Below are 18,434 nucleotides of genomic sequence, written 5' to 3'. Positions count from 1 at the left end.
GGCCGCGGACGAGAGATCGGGAAAGCCCCCGTGGAAGGACCACGGGGGCTTTCCCTTTCGTCTCCGCGCGCATCAAGAGGCGAGGTTCACCCGCACCTCGACATTCCCCCGGATCGCCTTCGAGTACGGGCAGCGCCCGTGCGCCGCGTCCGCCAGACGACGGGCCTCGTCGGCGTCGAGTCCGGGCAGCTCGACGGTGAGGACGACCGACAGGTGGAATCCGCTCTCCTCCTTGTGGAGCGCCACCTCGGCGACGACCGTGTCGTCCGACAGCGCGACCTTGGACTCGCGCGCGGAGACCCGGAGCGCGCTGTGGAAGCAGGCGGCGTAACCGGCGGCGAAGAGCTGCTCGGGGTTGGTCGCGGTGCCGGACCCTCCCACGGCCTTGGGGCTCGACAGCGGAAGGTCGAGCAACCCGTCGGAGGAACGCACGGCGCCGTTGCGCCCGTCCCCGGTGGAGGTGACCTCGGCGGTGTAGACGACGGCCATTTCGTCATGCCTTTCTGCTTCGGGAAAGGGGGAATTCCCTCAGTCTCGGGTGCCGCCGAATTCCGGACGCTACGGATGTCCGCAGTTTCCTGACCCGCCCGCCGGAATAGCGTGGAAAGCATCACAGACCTTTGGACACGAGGGAGTTGGCCATGGCGGGACCGCTGACCGGAGTGCGCGTACTGGAATTCGCCGGATCGGCGCCGACGGCGTTCGTCGGAACCGTCCTCTCGGGGCTCGGAGCCGATGTCGTACGGGTCGACCGGGCGCCCGGGAAGGCCGCCGCTCCCGACGCGCCGCGCCCGGCGGAGAACCCGCTCTCCCGCGGCCGCCGCTCCGTCGCCCTCGACCTCAAGAGCCCCGAGGGCGTCGAGCAGGCGCTGTCGCTCGCCGAGCACGCGGACATCCTGGTCGAGGGCTTCCGCCCCGGAGTCGCCGACCGGCTCGGCATCGGGCCGGAGGCGGCCCACGCCCGCAACCCGCGCCTCGTGTACGGGCGGGTCAGCGGCTGGGGGCAGCAGGGCGAGTGGGCCGGCCGTGCCGCCCACGACCTGGCGGTCCTGGCCCTGACCGGGGCCCTGGACGTCGACCCGGCCACCGGGGACCCGGTGCTCCCGCCGACCGCGTACCTCTCCAGCTTCGCCGGCGGCGCCAACGCCCATGTCCAGGGGTTGCTGGCCGCGCTCCACGAGCGGGAGCGCTCGGGCCGGGGCCAGGTCGTCGACACCGCCCTCGCGGACGGCGCCGCCCTGATCTCCACGCTGATCCACCAGTGGCGCGAGGTCCCCGGCAACCACACCGTCACCGACGCCCCGCACTACTCGCTCTACCGGGCCGCCGACGGCCGCCACCTCGCGGTCGCCGCCATCGAACCCCGTCTCTACCAGAACCTCCTGGAGCAGCTGGGTCTCACGGACGCCGGCACCCTCCCCGAGGACAGCGGCCTCCCGGACCGCTCCGATCCGGCGGCCTGGCCCGCGCTGCGCGAGCTGATCGGGGGCCGTTTCGCGACCCGGGACCGCGAGCACTGGGTGAAGCTCTTCGACGCCGTGGACGCGGGGGTGGCCCCGGTCCTCACGGCCGCGGAGGCCGCCGCGCACCACCAACTCGCCGCCCGCGGGGCCTTCGTGGCGATCGGCGACGGCACCACCCGCCAGCCCGCCCCGCCCTCCCGCTTCGACCGCACCCCCGCGGAGGCCCCTGACCGCGCACCGCTTCCCGGCGAGCACACGGAGGAGGTCCTCGCCGAGTGGCGGGGGTGAGCCGGGCAGGGTGGGGCGGGTGACCGCCCCGCGCCCTGATGCCCCGGCACCTCGGTACCCCGGAGCGCGCCTCGCCCCCCCGCCGGCATCGCCTACCGCCGCTGTTCCCTCACGGGTGCCGATGCGGTGCCGATGCCGCCGTCGGCACCGGCGGGCGCGGCTGCCGGACCTCGTCGGAGCCGGCCGCGTGCCGGCCGCGCGATGCCGGACCGAGGCCGCCCGGCCACCAGTTCCACCGGCCGAGGGCCGTCATCAGGGCCGGCAGGACGAAGATCCGGATCACCACCGCGTCGAGCAGGATCGCCGCCGCCAGGCCGACGCCCAGCTGCTTGAACTCCACCATGCTGAGCGTGCCGAAGACGGCGAACACGGCCACCATGACGATCGCCGCGCCGGTGACGACGCCGGCGGAGCGGGTGATCCCGTCGCGGACGGCGGCGCGGACGTCGGCGCCGTCGAGGGCGGCCTCGCGGATCCGGCTCACCACGAACACGTGGTAGTCCATCGAGAGTCCGAAGAGGACCACGAAGAGGAACAGCGGGAGCCAGGAGACGACCGCCCCCGAGCTGTGGAAGTCGAGCACGCCCTCGGCCCAGGTGTGCTGGAAGACCGCGACGAGGACGCCGAACGAGGCGGCCGCCGACAGCAGGTTCAGCAGGATCGCGGAGAGCGCCACGGCGAGGGACCGGAAGATGAAGGCCATGGTGGCGAAGGTCAGCAGCAGGACGAAGCCGACCACCCATGGCATCCGGTCCTCCAGGTGGCCGGTGAAGTCGACCCCCTGGGCGACCTTGCCGCCGACCGCGCTCTCGGCGCCCCGGACGGGCGCGAGCGCCTCGGGCACCCAGGCCCGGAGCAGTTCGAGGGACTCGCGTGCCCCGTCGCTCCTCGGCGAGTGCGGTGTGCCGACGGCGACGGTGTGCACGCGCCCGTCGGCCGACGTACGGATCGTGGGCGTGCGGTCGTGGGCGAACAGCTCCTGTCCCTCGGTGCGGCTCAGCAGCGTCCTGAGCGCGGCCTCGACCTCGTCGGCCCGTTCGACGGGGGCCTTCACGGCCACCTGGTGCACGGTGCCCTTGCTGGGGAAGGCCGCGGTCAGCCGGTCCATGGCACGGACGACCGGGATGTCGCGGGACAGGTCGTCGGAGCCCGGCTGCTTCAGCCGCATGTCGAGGGCCGGGAGGGCGAGGGCGAGCAGGGCGCCGACGGAGACCACGAGCGTGAGCACGGGCCGTACGAGCGCGGGGCGCAGGAGCGCGGGCCAGAGCCGGGACTCGGTGGAGCGCATGGTGAGCCGCCACAGGAGCGGCACCTTGGGCCGGTCGACCCAGCGGCCGAGCTTGGCGAGGAGCGCGGGCAGCACGGTCAGCGAGGCCAGGACGGCGACGGCCACCACGATGATCGATCCGGTGGCCAGCGAGGCGAACGTGGCCTCCTGGGCGAGGTAGAGGCCCGCCATGGAGACGATGACGGTGCTGCCGGAGACGACGACGGTGTGCCCCGAGGTCTCGGCGGCGATCTCGATGGCGGCGAGGTGAGAGGCGCCCTTCCGGCGTTCCTCGCGCTCCCGCTTGAGGTAGAAGAGCGAGTAGTCGACGCCGACGGCCATGCCCATGAGCAGGATGACGTTGCTGACGGCGCTGGTCTCGGGCAGTACGTGCGAGGCGAGGGTGGACAGGCCGATCGCCGCGCCGACGCAGGACAGGGCGAGCAGGACCGGCACACCGGCGGCGATGACCGCGCCGAAGACGACGAGCAGGATCAGGAGGGTCAGCGGAAGGCTGATCAGCTCGGCCTTCTCGAAGTCCTCGCCGAGGGTCTCGCCGAGCCCCTTGGCCGTGGACCCGGTGCCGATCTGGTCGATCCTGATGCCCTCGTGGGCCTTCTCGGTGGCCGCGCTCGCGTCGAGCAGCGGCTGGACCCGGGTGTCGGCGTTCTCCGTGTCGCCCTTCATGGTCACCGGGAGCAGCAGCGCCTTGCCGTCGGGGGAGGGGAAGGCGGCGCCGACGCTCTCCACCTCGGGCAGGGCGTTCATCCTCCCGGCGAGTTCCGTCGCGGCCTTCCGCGCGGTGGCGACGTCGAGTTCTCCGCCGCTCGTGGCGGTGATGAGGACGCTCTCCTCGGGCTTCTCGGTGAAATGCCCCGAGGCGGTGATCCGGCCGGCGCGGCCGGACTCGCCGACCCCCGACTCCTCGTCGCTGATCTTCTGCGTTCCGGCGGCTCCGCCGAGGAAGAGGCAGAGCGCGACGAAGACCACCCACAGGCCGATGGCGGACCACGGATGCGTGGCACTCCATCGCGCCATCCGTACCGTCGCCGGTTTCCTTCGCATGTGCGGTTCCCTCCCGTTGGCTTCGCGTGTGCGCGACGGGAGAAACGCTAGGGACGGCGGAAGGACGGGAGTACGGGGTAATCCGGTGCGGTTTCCCGTAAAGCCGGGCCGGAGGACGGCCCGTTACGACTCCAGATAGCGGAGCACCGCGAGGATCCGCCGGCTGTAGCCGGTCGTGTGGGTCAGTTCCAGCTTGTCGAAGACGGTGTTGAGGTTCTTCTCCACCGAACTCAGCGAGATGTGCAGCTTCTGCGCGATGGCCGCGTTCGTGTGCCCCTCCGCGAGCGCCTCCAGGACCGTCCGTTCCCGCGGCGTCAGTCGCGCGAGCGGATCCCCGTGGGTGGTCCGGATGACCAACTGCCGTACGACCTCCGGGTCGATGGCGGCCCCGCCGGCATGGATGCGCTCCAGCGCGTCGAGGAACTCCTCGACCTGCGCCACCCGGTCCTTGAGGAGATAGCCGACCCGCTCGGCGTTGGAGGCGAGGAGTTTGGCCGCGTAGTGGCGCTCGATGTGCTGCGAGAGCACGAGCACGCTCACCTCCGGCCAGCGCTCGCGGATCTCGACGGCCGCGCGCAGCCCCTCGTCCGTATGGGTCGGGGGCATCCGGATGTCCACCACGACGACGTCCGGCCGCTGCTCCTCGACCTCCTTGAGCAGCGTCAACGCGTCCCCGAGCGCCGCCAGGACCTCGTGGCCCTCCTCGGCGAGGAGCCTGACCAGGCCCTCCCGCAGCAGGGTCGAGTCCTCGGCAAGGATTACGCGCACGGCAGCTCCGCGGTGATGGTGGTCGGTCCCCCGAGGGGGCTGTGGATGTGCAGCACGCCGTCGAGCGCGGCCACCCGGCTGCGCAGTCCGGTCAGCCCGCTGCCGGTCTCGTTCGCGCCGCCCGTGCCGTCGTCCTCGACCCGCACGGTGAGCCGCGCCCCTTCGAGGGCCACGGTCACCGAGATCCCCGAGGCCGAGGAGTGCTTGGCCGCGTTCGTCACGGACTCCGACACCACGAAGTAGGCCGCCGTCTCGACCGGCCGGGGCAGCGGCTCGGCGACCTCGAAACGGGTCCGCAGCGGGATGGTGCTCCGCTCGGCGACCCCGCCGATCGCCTCTTCGAGCCCGAGGCTGTCGAGCGCCGACGGGTACACCCGCCAGGCGACCTCGCGCAGTTCGGTCAGTACGCCCCGGGACTCCTCGTGTGCCTGGAGCAGCAGCGCGTCGGCCTGCTCGGGGTGCCGGCCGCGGCGGGCCCGGCCGATCAGCATGGCCAGCGCGACCAGGCGCTGCTGGACCCCGTCGTGGAGATCGCGTTCGATGCGCCGCCGCTCGGCGTCCACGGCCTCGACGACGGCGGCCCGGCTGGCGGCGAGTTCGTCGATGCGGCGCTGGAGCAGCTCCCGCTCGGAGGGCCCGAAACACGCACGGGCGGTACGGGCGTCGAGCGCGGCCAGCGAGTACAGGCCCTGGACGTCGAGGAAGAGCAGCACACCGCCGAGCAGGACCTGGGTGAGCAGTTCGTCCCAGTCGAGCGTGCCCCGTCCCACGCCGTACGCCAGGATTCCCGCCAGGACGGCGCCGAAGACGAGCAGCGCGAGCACGACCGCGCAGAGCAGTCCCGTGTAGCTGCGGACGGCGAGGTAGCGCAGGATCTTCCGGTCCGAGGCCTTGTAGTGCTCGGGGAAGAGGTCGCCGAAGAAGACGGAGCGGCGGGCCCGTTCGACGGTGACCAGGCGCCGGGCGCCGGCCATCAGGATCTCCAGGGCGCTGGAGCGGGTGCGCGGCCAGAGCAGGAACGGGCCGAGAGCCGTACCGACGACGAGGAAGTAGAGGGCGCCGAGCAGCGCGGTCGCGCAGCCGAGGAGGGTCCCGAGGCCGCGGCGGGGCCAGGACGGGACGGTCGTGCGGGTGACGGGTTCGTTCCCACCGGGTGCGTACCCACCCGCGCCGTTCCCGGTACTCGCCGATCCCCCGTCCCCGTACACGGGGCCCGAGACTAGTGCGCCCGCACAGCCCGGGCAAGATCGCCAGGGCTGTGCGGGAAGCGGTGCCGTACCGGTGGGACGGGCGTCGGGGGTCACGAGGCACGCCGGTGCTGGGTGGCCCGGCCCCGGCCCCGGCCCCGGCCGCGCAGCCGGACCGCCACGTAGGCCACGACCGCGACGACGACCATGACGAGCACCGCCTTCGACAGGACCCCCACGTACGTCTCCACGAGGTCCCAGCGGTCGCCCAGCCAGTAGCCGGCCATCACGAGGACGCTGTTCCAGATGAGACTGCCGAGCGTGGTGAGCATGACGAAGAGCGGCATCGGCATCCGCTCGACACCGGCGGGCACCGAGATCAGGCTCCGGAAGATCGGCACCATGCGGCCGAGGAAGACGGCCTTGGTGCCGTGCTTGGCGAACCACTCCTCGGTACGGACCAGGTCGGAGGACTTCACCAGGGGCAGCTTCCGCCAGATCGCATGCATCCTGTCCCGGCCGAAGAGCACCCCGATCCAGTAGAGCGCCACCGCTCCCACGACCGAACCGAGCGTCGTCCAGAACAGCGCGGAGGCCAGGCTCAGCACTCCCTGACCGGCGGCGAAACCGGTCAGCGGCAGGATCACCTCGCTGGGCAGCGGGGGGAAGAGGTTCTCCAGGGCGATGGCGAGACCGGCTCCGGGGCCGCCCATCGTGTCCACGAGGTCGGCGGCCCAGCCGGCGACGCCGTCGGCGGGCTGCTGGGCGATCGCCAGGGTCGTGAGGTCGAGGTTCATGACAGGACTCCAAGCCGGCCGGGAGGGTGCGGGGCGGGTGCCCCGCGCTTCTCCCTCGAACCTAGGAACCGCAGCTCAGCGCCGGTATGGGGGTTCCCGCCCACCCCGGTGCGGTTCTCCGTACATCCGACCCTGCGGAAAACCGCAGGGTCACGGGCGCACGGCCCGGAGCCCGGCGGGCGACCCGACCTCCCGACCCGACCTCCCGACCAGCCCCCCCGACCCGACCTCCCGACCAGCCCCCCCGACCCGACCTCCCGACCAGCCCCCCCGACCCGACCTCCCGACCAGCCCCCCCGACCCGACCTCTCGGCCCGACCTCCCGACCAGCCCCCCGGCCCGACCTCCCGGCCCGACCTCCCGGCCCGACCTCCCGGTCCGCCCCCGGTCCGGCCTGAGGCCCTCCGGGGACCGCCTACCCTTGGACGCATGACGAGCAGCAGCGACCGGAGCACCGCAGTGAGCGTTGACGGCACCAAGACCTATGAGATCCGCACCTACGGGTGCCAGATGAACGTCCACGACTCCGAGCGGCTCTCCGGTCTGCTGGAAGAGGCGGGTTACGTCCAAGCCCCCAAGGGCTCCGACGGGGACGCCGACGTCGTCGTCTTCAACACCTGCGCGGTCCGTGAGAACGCCGACAACAAGCTGTACGGCAACCTCGGCCGGCTCGCCCCGAGGAAGACCACCCGCCCCGGCATGCAGATCGCCGTCGGCGGCTGTCTCGCCCAGAAGGACCGCGACACGATCGTCGAGAAGGCCCCCTGGGTCGACGTGGTCTTCGGCACGCACAACATCGGCAAGCTGCCCGTCCTCCTGGAGCGCGCCCGCGTCCAGGAGGAGGCCCAGATCGAGATCGCCGAGTCGCTGGAGGCCTTCCCCTCGACGCTGCCGACCCGCCGCGAGTCCGCGTACGCCGCCTGGGTCTCGATCTCCGTCGGCTGCAACAACACCTGTACGTTCTGCATCGTCCCGGCCCTGCGCGGCAAGGAGGAGGACCGCCGCCCCGGCGACATCCTCGCCGAGATCGAGGCGCTGGTCGCCGAGGGCGTCTCCGAGATCACCCTGCTCGGCCAGAACGTCAACGCGTACGGCTCCGACCTCGGTGACCGCGAGGCCTTCTCCAAGCTGCTGCGCGCCTGCGGACAGATCGAGGGCCTGGAGCGCGTCCGCTTCACCTCCCCGCACCCGCGCGACTTCACCGACGACGTGATCGCGGCGATGGCCGAGACCCCGAACGTCATGCCGCAGCTGCACATGCCGATGCAGTCCGGCTCGGACTCGATCCTCCGCGCGATGCGCCGCTCGTACCGGCAGGAGCGTTTCCTCGGCATCATCGAGAAGGTCCGCGCGGCCATCCCGCACGCCGCCATCTCCACCGACATCATCGTGGGCTTCCCCGGCGAGACCGAGGAGGACTTCCAGCAGACGATGCACGCCGTCCGCGAGGCCCGCTTCGCGAACGCCTTCACCTTCCAGTACTCCAAGCGCCCCGGGACCCCGGCCGCCGACATGGAGGGCCAGATCCCCAAGGAGGTCGTGCAGGAGCGCTACATGCGGCTCGTCGCCCTCCAGGAGGAGATCTCCTGGGACGAGAACAAGAAGCAGGTCGGCCGCACCCTGGAGGTCATGGTCGCCGAGGGCGAGGGCCGCAAGGACGGCGCCACCGACCGCCTCTCGGGCCGCGCCCCCGACAACCGGCTCGTCCACTTCACCAAGCCGGACGAGGACGTCCGCCCCGGCGACGTCGTGACCGTCGAGATCACGTACGCCGCCCCCCACCACCTGCTCGCCGAGGGGCCCGTCGCGGCGGTGCGCCGCACCCGTGCCGGCGACGCCTGGGAGAAGCGCACCACCGCGTCCGCCGCGAAGCCGGCGGGCGTCCTGCTCGGGCTGCCGAAGATCGGGGTCCCGGAGCCGCTCCCGGCGGCCGAGGTCCCGGCCTGCGGGAGCCACTGACGCCGCTCGTACCCGTGGGGGGGGAACGCATGGAGAAGTGGATCGTCTACGCGCAGTACGCGTCGGGTGAATCCTGTTTCACCGAGGTGGTCGCCCGGGTGAGCGGCACCCGGGAGGACGCCCGGGAGTCGCTGCTCGCCGCCACCAGGGCGTACCGCGCGCCCATGCGGGAGAAGTGGCGCGAGGTGTACCGCATGCCGGGCGGCGACAGCTACCTGGTGATCGTCAAGGGCGCGGTGACGCTGACCGAGATCACGATGGGCGTCGCCGAGCTGGTCCACGACTCGAAGGCCGGGGCGCCCGAGTAGCGGCCGGTCGGGCGCGCTCACATCGGTCGCATCGGTCGCATCGGTCGCATCGGTCGCATCGGTCGCATCGGTCGCATCGGGCGCGCGCGGTCGCGTCGGTCGCATCGGGCGCGCAGTCACGTCGGGCGCGTGGTCACGCGCGGCCCGACCGGTCGCACCGGTCGCACCGGGCGCACCGGGCGGACGGCGTGTCAGGGCGCCCGGGGAGCCCGGCTCCGAGGGCGGCGCGCAGTAGGCTGCCGATCATGCTTGTCGCCGCCGCCGTCTGCCCCTGCCCGCCGCTCCTCGTGCCCGAGGTCGCGACCGGCGCCGCCCCCGAGCTGGACGCCGCGCGGGCGGCCTGTACGGACGTCGTCGGGCTGCTCGCCGCGGCGCGTCCCGACCGGCTGTACGTCGTCGGGCCGGCCGACGGGGGCGCGCACGGCGTCTTCCCCGCGGGTTCGGCCGGCTCCTTCGCCGGCTTCGGCGTCGACCTCTCCGTACGACTGGGAGGCACCGAACCTCCGAGCGGGGGACCGGCCGCCGACGACCGGCCCGACGACCGCCCCGACGACCGGACAGCCGACAAACCCGCCGACGACCGCCCCCTGCCCGCCGCCCTCGCCGTCGGCGCCTGGCTCCTCGGCCGGGCCGCCTGGGCCGACGCGCCGATCGAGGGCCTCGGCGTCGACCCGAAGGCGACGCCGGACGTCTGCGCCGGGATCGGCCGCGGCCTCGCCGACTCGGCCGAGCGGGTCGCCCTCCTGGTGATGGGCGACGGCAGTGCCTGCCGGACCGTCAAGGCGCCGGGCTACCTCGACGAGCGGGCCGCGGGCTTCGACGCGGAGGCCGCCCGCGCCCTCGGCACGGCCGACGCGGCCGCGCTGCTCGCCCTGGAACCGGAACTCGCGTACGAGTTGAAGGCGGCCGGCCGCGCCCCCTGGCAGGTCCTCGCGGGCGCCGCGGAGGGCGCGGACCTCGACGGACGGCTGCTCTTCGAGGACGCCCCGTACGGCGTGGGGTACTTCGTGGCCGCCTGGTCCTGAGGGCCTCGGCACGCGGGTGTGCGGAAACGGGGGGGGGGGGGGGGGGGGGGGGGGGGGGGGGGGGGCCGGCGGGGGGGGGGGGGGGGGGGGGGGGGGGGGGTGGGGGGGGTGGGGGGGGGGGGGGGGGGGGGGGGGGGGGGGGGGGGGGCGGGGGGGAGCGTTTGTTCGCACCTCGGTCCGGAGTGCCGGTAAACAGGGGTGGAGGAAAACGTCGGCCGCCCGAGGAGCCCGGTCTCCCCCCCCCCCCCGCCGTGCGGAGGGACTGCCGGGTGACGCCGGACGTCAGGCGCTCGGCGGCGGTGTCGTGCCGTTGCTTCCGGGCGTGGTGCCACTGCCGGGCGTGGGGTCGGCCGTCCCGGGGAAGGGGCCGGTGCCGACCGTGGGGCCTGTCCCGGGGGCGCTTCCGCTCCCCGGCGTGCCGTCGTCCTTGTGACCGATCCGGTCCAGTGCGTCCTTGGCCTTGTCCGTACCGGAATGGATCTTGTCGCTGTACTTGCCCTTGGTCTTCTCATCGACCAGCTTCGCGGCCTTCTCGATGCCGTGATCGATCTTGCCCCCGTGCTGCTGCGCGAGGTCGGCGACCTTGTCCTTGGCCGGGGCGAGCTTTGCCTTCAGCGAATCCAGGAGACCCATGGGGCACCTTCCCTCAGAGGACCCCCGAGGAGTCCGTGTTCCGTGTGCTGCCTACTTACGGGCGCCTTCGCCGGCCTCGTTGTCCGCGGCGGCCTCGACGGACTGCTGCTTCGGGATCTCCACGACCTCCACGACCTCCGAGGCGACCGCTCCGGCCTCCGACTCGTCCGCGTCGACGCCGTCCGTCTCCGCGGTCGCCGCCTTCGCCGTGTCGGCCCCGGATCCGGTCGCGGCCTCCAGGGCGTCCGTACCGGACGCCGTCTCCGTCTCGCCGTCCGCCGCCGGAGCGACGGCCCCGGTCTCCGCCTCCGCCGGCGACACCGCGGCCGCATCCTTCTTCTTACGGCGAAACACTGCAAAAACGCCCATATTCACTCCATAGCGTACTCGGATGGGAGGGATTCCGTGATGATCGACGGCAGGAACCTCGCAACAGGCAACGAAGCCGGATGAGGCACCGTCACGTAGCTCATTCGGGGACGGGCCGGGAGGTTTGCGAGACTGGTGCGGTGAGAAGTGCAGCTCCCGCCCCGCGGGTCATCGCCGTCGTCGGCCCCACAGCGGCCGGAAAGTCCGATCTGGGTGTATTCCTGGCCCAGCAGCTCGGGGGCGAGGTCGTCAACGCAGACTCCATGCAGCTCTACCGGGGGATGGACATCGGGACCGCCAAACTGACGCCGGAGGAACGCGGCGGCGTTCCGCACCACCTCCTCGACATCTGGGACGTGACCGAGGCGGCCAGCGTCGCCGAGTACCAGCGCCTCGCCCGCGCCGAGATCGACCGGCTGCTCGCCGCCGGCCGCACCCCCGTCCTCGTCGGCGGCTCCGGTCTGTACGTACGGGGTGCGGTCGACGCCCTCGAGTTCCCCGGCACCGACCCCGCCGTCCGGGCCCGGCTCGAGGCCGAGCTCGAGGAGCGAGGCCCCGGCGTCCTGCACACCCGGCTCGCCGAGGCGGACCCCGAGGCGGCCCGCGCGATCCTGCCCAGCAACGGACGCCGGATCGTCCGCGCCCTCGAAGTGATCGAGATCACCGGCAAGCCCTTCACCGCCAACCTGCCGGGCCCCGACTCCGTGTACGACACCGTCCAGATCGGTGTCGACGTGGGCCGCCCCGAACTCGACGAGCGGATCACCACGCGCGTCGACCGGATGTGGGAGGCCGGCCTCGTCGACGAGGTGCGCACCCTGGAGGCCCGGGGCCTGCGGGAGGGGCGCACCGCGGCCCGCGCCCTCGGCTACCAGCAGGTCCTCGCCGCGCTCGCGGGGGAGTGCACCGAGGACGAGGCGCGCGCCGAGACCGTCCGCGCCACCAAGCGCTTCGCCCGCCGCCAGGACTCGTGGTTCCGTCGCGACCCGCGCGTCCACTGGCTCAGCGGAGCCGCAGATCACCGGGGGGAACTCCCGGGGCAGGCGCTCTCGTTGGTCGAACGAGCGGTTACAGCCTGATCACGTGATGGCATCGGGACGCCCTGCCCGTCATTTCGGCGGTCGGGAGCGTGCCATCATCGAGCATCGATCGACCAAGTGGAGTCCGAGTGGGGAGGGCGCGTGGCGATGGAGGCCGGCCCTCGCGACAGAGAACAGCACGAATCGGCGCTCGGTGACCCGACGGGTGACACACCGGGCCGTCCGATCGACGACCTGCCGGTCGGCGCCCCGGGGCTGACCCCGGACGGCCCCGACGACGCGGTGGGAACCGCCGTCGAGGTGGACGCCGACGAGGTCGAGGTCGAACTGCGTCCCCAGCGTCGGCTGAGGATCTGGCAGCTCGCCCCGATCGTGGGTCTGGCGGCCGTCGGCTCGCTGATGTTCGCGTTCCCGCTCGCCTTCGGCTCCGGGGACGGCGGCGCCGTCCTCGCCATGCTGGGTCTGCTGATCAGCTTCTGCGCGGCCGGCTGGGGCGTGATGGCCGCCCGCAAGGTCGGCTACACCTGGCCGGGCCTCCCGCCGCGCGGCTCGGGCGAGCGCCCGAACTGGCGTTACCTCGCGCTGTACGTGACAACGATCGCAGCGCTGGTCGCCCTCGCGGTCTGGCGCGTCGCCCGCCTGCGCTGACCGTACGACGGGTCCACGGCCTCGTACGGACGGCTCCGCGCGACCCGCCGCGCGGCCTCGTACGGACGGCTCCGCGCGACCCGCCGCGCGGCCTCGTACGGACGGCTCCGCGCGACCCGCCGCGCACCGACCCCCTCGCACCGACCGGCGCCCGCGCCCCGCACCGGCCGGTGTGAGCGCCTCGGCCCCGACCGCCCTGTGGGCGACCGGGCGGGCTGTCGGGGCCACCCCGTACAGTTGATCTCGTGACCAGCGCGCAGACCTCACCACTCCCGCCCCTCCGGTTCCTCAAGGGCCACGGCACCGAGAACGACTTCGTGATCGTCCCCGACGCGGAGAACGCCGTGGACCTTCCCCCGGCCGTCGTCGCGCGCCTCTGCGACCGACGGGCCGGCATCGGTGGCGACGGGCTGCTGCACGTCGTGCGCAGCGCCGCCCACCCCGAGGCCCGGCACATGGCCGACGAGGCCGAGTGGTTCATGGACTACCGGAACGCCGACGGCTCGGTCGCCGAGATGTGCGGGAACGGGGTCCGGGTCTTCGCCCGTTACCTGGAGCACGCCGGGCACGCCACCGCCGGCGAGGTCGCCGTCGCCACCCGCGGCGGCATCAAGCGCGTCCACCTCGACAAGGACGGCTCCGTCACCGTCGCCATGGGCCGCGCGGTCCTCCCCGAGGCCGGCGTCACCGTCACCGTCGACGGGCGCAGCTGGCCCGCGCGCAACGTGAACATGGGCAATCCGCACGCGGTCGCCTTCGTCGAGGACCTCGACCACGCGGGCAACCTCTACTCCGAGCCGCCGTACGCGCCCGCCGCGGTCTACCCGGACGGGGTGAACATCGAGTTCGTCGCCGACCGGGGCCCCCGCCACGTCGCCATGCGGGTCCACGAGCGCGGCGCCGCCGAGACCCGCTCCTGCGGTACGGGCGCGTGCGCCGTCGCCGTCGCCACCGCCCGCCGGGACGGCGCCGACCCCGCCGAGAGCGGCACCCCCGTCACGTACACCGTCGACGTGCTCGGCGGGACGCTGGTCATCACCGAGCATCCCGACGGGCAGATCGACATGACGGGGCCCGCGGTGATCGTCGCCGAGGGCACCGTCGACCCCGCCTGGCTCGGCTGAGGACGGGCGCCCCAGCCCCGCGGGAATCGAAGGAAGCGACGGAATCGAAACAGTCAACGACTGATTTGTCGCTCGAATGGGTGATCCGATTCACGCTGAGCGAGAGGGCGACTGCGCCACGTGGTGGGGTCGGTAGCATCAAGCACCGGCCCCCGGGCACGCCTGGCCCGCCCACCGCCGGTCGACGTTGCCGGAGGTGCCCCATGAGCGCAGAGGCCACCAACCCTGTGAGTTCGGCGGAAGCCGCCGTCACCGATACGACCGCCCGCAGACGCGGGCGCGCCCGCATCGACCTGCGCAGGATCGGCCGCGCCGCGCTGCTCGGCGCCACCGCGGGACCGGCGTCCCGTGACCGGCTGCCCGACGCGATCAGCCATGTCGCCGAGGCGCACCGCGCCCACCATCCCGAGGCCGACCTCTCGGTGCTGCGCCGGGCGTACGTCCTCGCGGAGTCCTCGCACCGTGGCCAGTTCCGCAAGAGCGGCGAGCCGTACATCACCCACCCGCTCGCGGTGACCCTGATCCTCGCCGAACTCGGCGCGGAGACCACCACCCTGACCGCGTCGCTCCTCCACGACACCGTCGAGGACACCGATGTGACGCTCGATCAGGTGCACCGGGAGTTCGGCGACGAGGTCGCCTACCTCGTCGACGGCGTCACCAAGGTGGAGAAGATCGACTACGGCGCCGCCGCCGAACCCGAGACCTTCCGCAAGATGCTGGTCGCCACCGGCAACGACGTCCGGGTGATGTCGATCAAGCTCGCCGACCGGCTCCACAACATGCGCACGCTCGGGGTGATGCGGCCCGAGAAACAGGCGAGGATCGCCAAGGTCACCCGGGACGTCCTCATCCCGCTGGCCGAACGGCTCGGGGTCCAGGCCCTCAAGACCGAGCTGGAGGACCTCGTCTTCGCGATCCTCCACCCCGAGGAGTACGAGACCACCCGCGCGCTCATCGCCGCGAACCCGCACGCGGGCGACGCGCTCGGCGCCGTCGCCGAACAGGTCTCGGCGGTCCTGCGCGAGGCGGACATCGGCGCCGAAGTCCTCGTCCGCCCGCGCCACTTCGTCTCCGTCCACCGCGTCCGCCTCAAGCGCGGCGAGCTGCGCGGCTGCGACTTCGGGCGGCTCCTCGTCCTGGTCTCCGAGGACGCCGACTGCTACGCGGTGCTCGGCGAGCTCCACACCTGTTTCACCCCGGTGATCTCCGAGTTCAAGGACTTCATCGCGGCCCCCAAGTTCAACCTGTACCAGTCCCTGCACACCGCCGTCGCCGCCCCCGACGGCGCCGTGGCCGAGGTCCTCATCCGCACCCACCGGATGCACACGGTCGCGGAGGCGGGGGTCGTCGCCCTCGGCAACCCGCACGTGGGGCAGGAGACGACGGCGCAGCCGGGCGCCACCCCGGACGGAGAGGCCCAGGCCGGCACGGCCCCCGCGGCATCGGCGACCACCGGCCGCCGGGGAATCGCCTCGCCACGGGACATCGCCGCCCGCGCCGGCCGCGCCGCACCTGCACGCCGCGCCACACCTGCCACCCGCGCCACATCCGCTGCGTCCGCCACATCAGCCACGTCCGACGCACCGTCCGGAATCGGCGCACCTGGCGCACCTGGCGCACCCGGCGCACCCGAAGCGACCGGCGCACCCGCCACCGTCGACGCGCCGGCCGCCGAGGACGGTGAGCGCGTCGACCCCACCCGCCCCGGCTGGCTCTCCCGGCTCCTCGACTGGCAGCAGGCCGCCCCCGACCCGGACACCTTCTGGACCTCGCTCCGCGCCGACCTCGCCGAGGACGACGAGATCACCGTCTTCCGTGCCGACGGCAGCGCACCCGGCACGATCAGCCTCCCCGCCGGAGCCAGCTGCGTCGACGCCGCCTACGCCCAGCACGGCGAAGCCGCCCACGCCTGTCTCGGCGCACGCGTCAACGGGCGCCTCGCCCCCCTCAGCACGGTCCTCGGCGACGGAGACACCGTCCAGCTGCTGCTCGCCCAGGACACCGTCTCCGGGCCGTCCCCCGAGTGGCTCGACCACGCCCGTACCCCCGCGGCCCGGATCGCGATCACCGGCTGGCTCCAAGCCCATCCGGAGAGCGCCGCGCCGCCCGTCGCCACGTCCGGCACCCGGCCGCAGTCCGGCGTCACCGCCGACCACCGCTCCGGCGCGGAACTCCACGCCGACCTGGAGGGCGAGCCCCGCGCCTCCGTCCGTCCGGCCGGCTGCTGCACCCCCGTACCGCCCGACAAGATCACCGGCTTCCGGGTCCGCGGCGGATCCGTCACCGTCCACCGGAACGGCTGCGCGGCCGTCGACACCATGCGCCGGCTCGGCCGCGAACCCGTCACCGTCCGCTGGGGCGACACCACCCACGGCCGGGTCACCCTCGTCGCGGAGTCCTTCGGACGGCCCGGTCTCCTCGCCGACCTCACCGAGGCCATCGCCGTCGCCGGGGCCGCCGTCGTCTCCGCGACCGTCGAGCCGCCCAGCGAGCAGAGGGTCCGCCACACGTACACCCTCCACCTGCCCGACGTGGCCCGCCTCGCCGCCCTGATGCGGGCCATGCGGGACGTGCCCGGGGTGTACGACGTGAGCCGCGCCCGCCACCGCTCCCAGGAGCCCCGCCGGGCCTGACCGGCCGGGGAGGCGAGCGGGTGGAGGCGAACGGGGGAGACGAGCGGGGGAGACGAGCGGTGCGGCGAGGAGCCACCCCGGCACGGACCCGGCCCGGCGTGGCGTGGCGCCGGACCCGCCCGTGTCCCCCTTCGAGTGGCGGGCGAGCGCGCCGCCCGGGGGAGCGGGCGCGGCCCTGGTAGCCGTAGGGCCAGTCCTCCGGAAAGGCCTGGCCCATGCCGCTCGTCCGAACGCCCCTGCCCCGCGCGCGGTGGCTCCGCTCCGCCGTCCTGGTCGCCGCCTCGGCCGGGCTCGTCGCCGCCGCGCTGCCCGCCCCGGAGCCACTCGGCATCGGGGACCCGCTCTTCCCCCACCTCGGCAATCCCGGTTACGACGTCCTCGCGTACGCCGTCGACCTCACCTACCCCGGGGTCAACACCGAGCCGCTGGCCGCCGTGACCCGGATCGACGCGCTCGCCACCGACGACCTGGAGCGGCTCAACCTCGACTTCACCCACGGCACGGTCTCCGCCGTCACCGTCGACGGCCTGGCCGCCACGTACACGACCAGGGGCGAGGACCTCGTCGTCACCCCCGCCGTGCCGATCGACCAGGGCGAGTCGATCGACATCACCGTCATCCACACCAGCGACCCGAGCGGTCCCGCCGACACCGGTGGCTGGGTCCGTACCGGCGACGGTCTCGCCATGGCCAACCAGGCCGACGCCGCCCACCGGGTCTTCCCGTCCAACGACCACCCGTCGGACAAGGCGTACTTCACCTTCCGCGTGACCGCCCCCAGCACGCTCACCGCCGTCGCCAACGGCCTGCCCACCGGCCGGGTCACCCGGGGCGACACGACGACCTGGACGTACCGCACCAGCCACCCCATGGCCACCGAGCTCGCCCAGGTCTCCATCGGCCGCTCCACCGTCGTGCACCGGTCGGGCCCCCACGGCCTGCCCGTAAGGGACGTGGTGCGCACCGCCGACCGGCAGCTGCTGGAGCCCTGGCTCCGCAGGACCCCCGGCCACCTGGAGTGGATGGAGCGGCAGGTCGGCCCGTACCCCTTCGAGACGTACGGGGTGCTCGTCGCGGACGCCACCACGGGTTTCGAGCTGGAGACCCAGACCCTGTCGCTCTTCGAGCGCCGCCTCTTCACCGACCCGCGCTACCCGGAGTGGTACGTCGACTCGGTCATGGTGCACGAGCTGGCCCACCAGTGGTTCGGCGACAGCGTCTCGCCGCGGACCTGGTCCGACCTCTGGCTCAACGAAGGGCACGCCAGCTGGTACGAGGCGCTGTACGCCGAGGAGACCGCGGGCAAGTCCCTGGAGCGGCGCATGAAGGCCGCCTACGCCGCCTCCGACGGGTGGAGGGCCGACGGCGGCCCGCCGGCCGCCCCCGAGCCGCCCTCGCCCGGCCACAAGATCAGCCTCTTCCGTCCCGTGGTCTACGACGGCAGCGCCCTCGTCCTGTACGCGCTCCGCCAGGAGATCGGCAACGAGGCCTTCGGGCGCCTGGAGCGGCGCTGGGTCGCCGACCACCGGGACGGCACCGCCACCACCGCCGACTTCGTCGCCCTGGCCGGTGAGATCGCCGGACGCGACCTCACCGCCTTCTTCCGCGGCTGGCTGTACGAGGAGAAGACCCCGGCCATGCCCGGCCACCCGGACTGGCGCAGCGGCCCGGCCGGTACCGAGCGGACCGCCCCGAAACCCGGATGACCGTCCCGGGGCCCGGATACCGTCCCGAGACCCGGGTGACCGTCCCAGGACCCGCCCGAGACCCGGGTGGCGGGACCGAAATCGGAGGGGCGGGCCCCCGAAACCCGGGTGACGGGCCCCGTCGGGGCGTGTCACCATCTTCAGGTCGGCG

Annotated in this window: 16 protein-coding genes; 9 read left to right on the top strand and 7 right to left on the bottom strand. The window is 73.4% G+C overall.

Annotated features, from left to right (window positions below; translation table 11 throughout):
• Positions 1–72: 72 nt before the first annotated feature.
• Positions 73–489, bottom strand: coding sequence for an organic hydroperoxide resistance protein (locus ACZ4XX_RS23060; protein WP_468509742.1), 417 nt, complete (start codon positions 487–489; stop codon positions 73–75).
• A 152-nt stretch (positions 490–641) separates the two neighbouring features.
• Here ACZ4XX_RS23060 and ACZ4XX_RS23055 point away from each other — a divergent pair, with 152 nt between their 5' ends.
• Positions 642–1,751 (top strand): CaiB/BaiF CoA transferase family protein, encoded by a 1,110-nt coding sequence (locus ACZ4XX_RS23055; protein ID WP_468509741.1) that lies wholly within the window; start codon positions 642–644, stop codon positions 1,749–1,751.
• A 109-nt stretch (positions 1,752–1,860) separates the two neighbouring features.
• Here the strand turns inward: ACZ4XX_RS23055 and ACZ4XX_RS23050 are convergent, their stop codons facing one another.
• The 4 genes from ACZ4XX_RS23050 to ACZ4XX_RS23035 all read right to left on the bottom strand — a co-directional run bounded on the left by ACZ4XX_RS23050 (position 1,861) and on the right by ACZ4XX_RS23035 (position 6,835).
• Positions 1,861–4,083, bottom strand: a complete 2,223-nt coding sequence (locus ACZ4XX_RS23050; RefSeq protein ID WP_468509740.1) for an MMPL family transporter — start codon at positions 4,081–4,083, stop codon at positions 1,861–1,863.
• A gap of 123 nt (positions 4,084–4,206) precedes the next feature.
• Entirely contained in the window at positions 4,207–4,851 is a 645-nt protein-coding gene (locus ACZ4XX_RS23045; protein WP_468509739.1) for a response regulator, read from the bottom strand.
• Entirely contained in the window at positions 4,842–6,059 is a 1,218-nt protein-coding gene (locus ACZ4XX_RS23040) for a sensor histidine kinase (RefSeq protein WP_468509738.1), read from the bottom strand. Before ACZ4XX_RS23040 ends, ACZ4XX_RS23045 begins: the two co-directional genes overlap by 10 nt.
• Before the next feature lie 92 nt (positions 6,060–6,151).
• Positions 6,152–6,835 carry a DedA family protein gene (locus tag ACZ4XX_RS23035; protein ID WP_468509737.1) on the bottom strand — a complete coding sequence of 228 codons (684 nt, stop codon included), beginning with the start codon at positions 6,833–6,835 and terminating at the stop codon, positions 6,152–6,154.
• Between the two features lie 429 nt (positions 6,836–7,264).
• On the opposite strand from ACZ4XX_RS23035, the gene miaB reads away from it, so the two are divergent.
• From miaB to ACZ4XX_RS23020, 3 genes are all read left to right on the top strand, one after another.
• Entirely contained in the window at positions 7,265–8,794 is a 1,530-nt protein-coding gene (gene miaB / locus ACZ4XX_RS23030; protein ID WP_468509736.1) for a tRNA (N6-isopentenyl adenosine(37)-C2)-methylthiotransferase MiaB, read from the top strand.
• A 29-nt stretch (positions 8,795–8,823) separates the two neighbouring features.
• A complete protein-coding gene (locus ACZ4XX_RS23025; protein WP_468509735.1) occupies positions 8,824–9,102 on the top strand; it encodes a hypothetical protein in 279 nt (92 codons plus the stop codon).
• Between the two features lie 245 nt (positions 9,103–9,347).
• Entirely contained in the window at positions 9,348–10,127 is a 780-nt protein-coding gene (locus ACZ4XX_RS23020; protein WP_468509734.1) for a class III extradiol dioxygenase subunit B-like domain-containing protein, read from the top strand.
• Between the two features lie 282 nt (positions 10,128–10,409).
• Here ACZ4XX_RS23020 and ACZ4XX_RS23015 read toward each other — a convergent pair whose 3' ends face one another.
• Positions 10,410–10,760, bottom strand: coding sequence for an antitoxin (locus tag ACZ4XX_RS23015; protein WP_468509733.1), 351 nt, complete (start codon positions 10,758–10,760; stop codon positions 10,410–10,412).
• A gap of 51 nt (positions 10,761–10,811) precedes the next feature.
• A complete protein-coding gene (locus ACZ4XX_RS23010) occupies positions 10,812–11,081 on the bottom strand; it encodes a hypothetical protein (protein ID WP_468509732.1) in 270 nt (89 codons plus the stop codon).
• A gap of 188 nt (positions 11,082–11,269) precedes the next feature.
• On the opposite strand from ACZ4XX_RS23010, the gene miaA reads away from it, so the two are divergent.
• From miaA to ACZ4XX_RS22985, 5 genes are all read left to right on the top strand, one after another.
• Positions 11,270–12,208 carry a tRNA (adenosine(37)-N6)-dimethylallyltransferase MiaA gene (gene miaA, locus ACZ4XX_RS23005; protein WP_468509731.1) on the top strand — a complete coding sequence of 313 codons (939 nt, stop codon included), beginning with the start codon at positions 11,270–11,272 and terminating at the stop codon, positions 12,206–12,208.
• A 108-nt stretch (positions 12,209–12,316) separates the two neighbouring features.
• Positions 12,317–12,817 (top strand): hypothetical protein, encoded by a 501-nt coding sequence (locus tag ACZ4XX_RS23000; RefSeq protein ID WP_468509752.1) that lies wholly within the window; start codon positions 12,317–12,319, stop codon positions 12,815–12,817.
• 245 nt (positions 12,818–13,062) lie between these two features.
• Entirely contained in the window at positions 13,063–13,941 is an 879-nt protein-coding gene (dapF, locus tag ACZ4XX_RS22995) for a diaminopimelate epimerase (RefSeq protein WP_468509730.1), read from the top strand.
• Between the two features lie 203 nt (positions 13,942–14,144).
• The gene (locus tag ACZ4XX_RS22990; RefSeq protein ID WP_468509729.1) at positions 14,145–16,577 is read left to right on the top strand and encodes a RelA/SpoT family protein; all 2,433 of its coding nucleotides are present in this window, start codon (positions 14,145–14,147) and stop codon (positions 16,575–16,577) included.
• A 215-nt stretch (positions 16,578–16,792) separates the two neighbouring features.
• Positions 16,793–18,283 (top strand): M1 family metallopeptidase, encoded by a 1,491-nt coding sequence (locus tag ACZ4XX_RS22985; RefSeq protein WP_468509728.1) that lies wholly within the window; start codon positions 16,793–16,795, stop codon positions 18,281–18,283.
• The last annotated feature ends 151 nt before the right edge of the window (positions 18,284–18,434 follow it).

The sequence above is a fragment of the Streptomyces sp. NPDC029956 genome (assembly GCF_055574655.1).
Note: the sequence above shows the minus strand (reverse complement) of the source record. Positions and strands in the feature narration are given on the sequence as shown.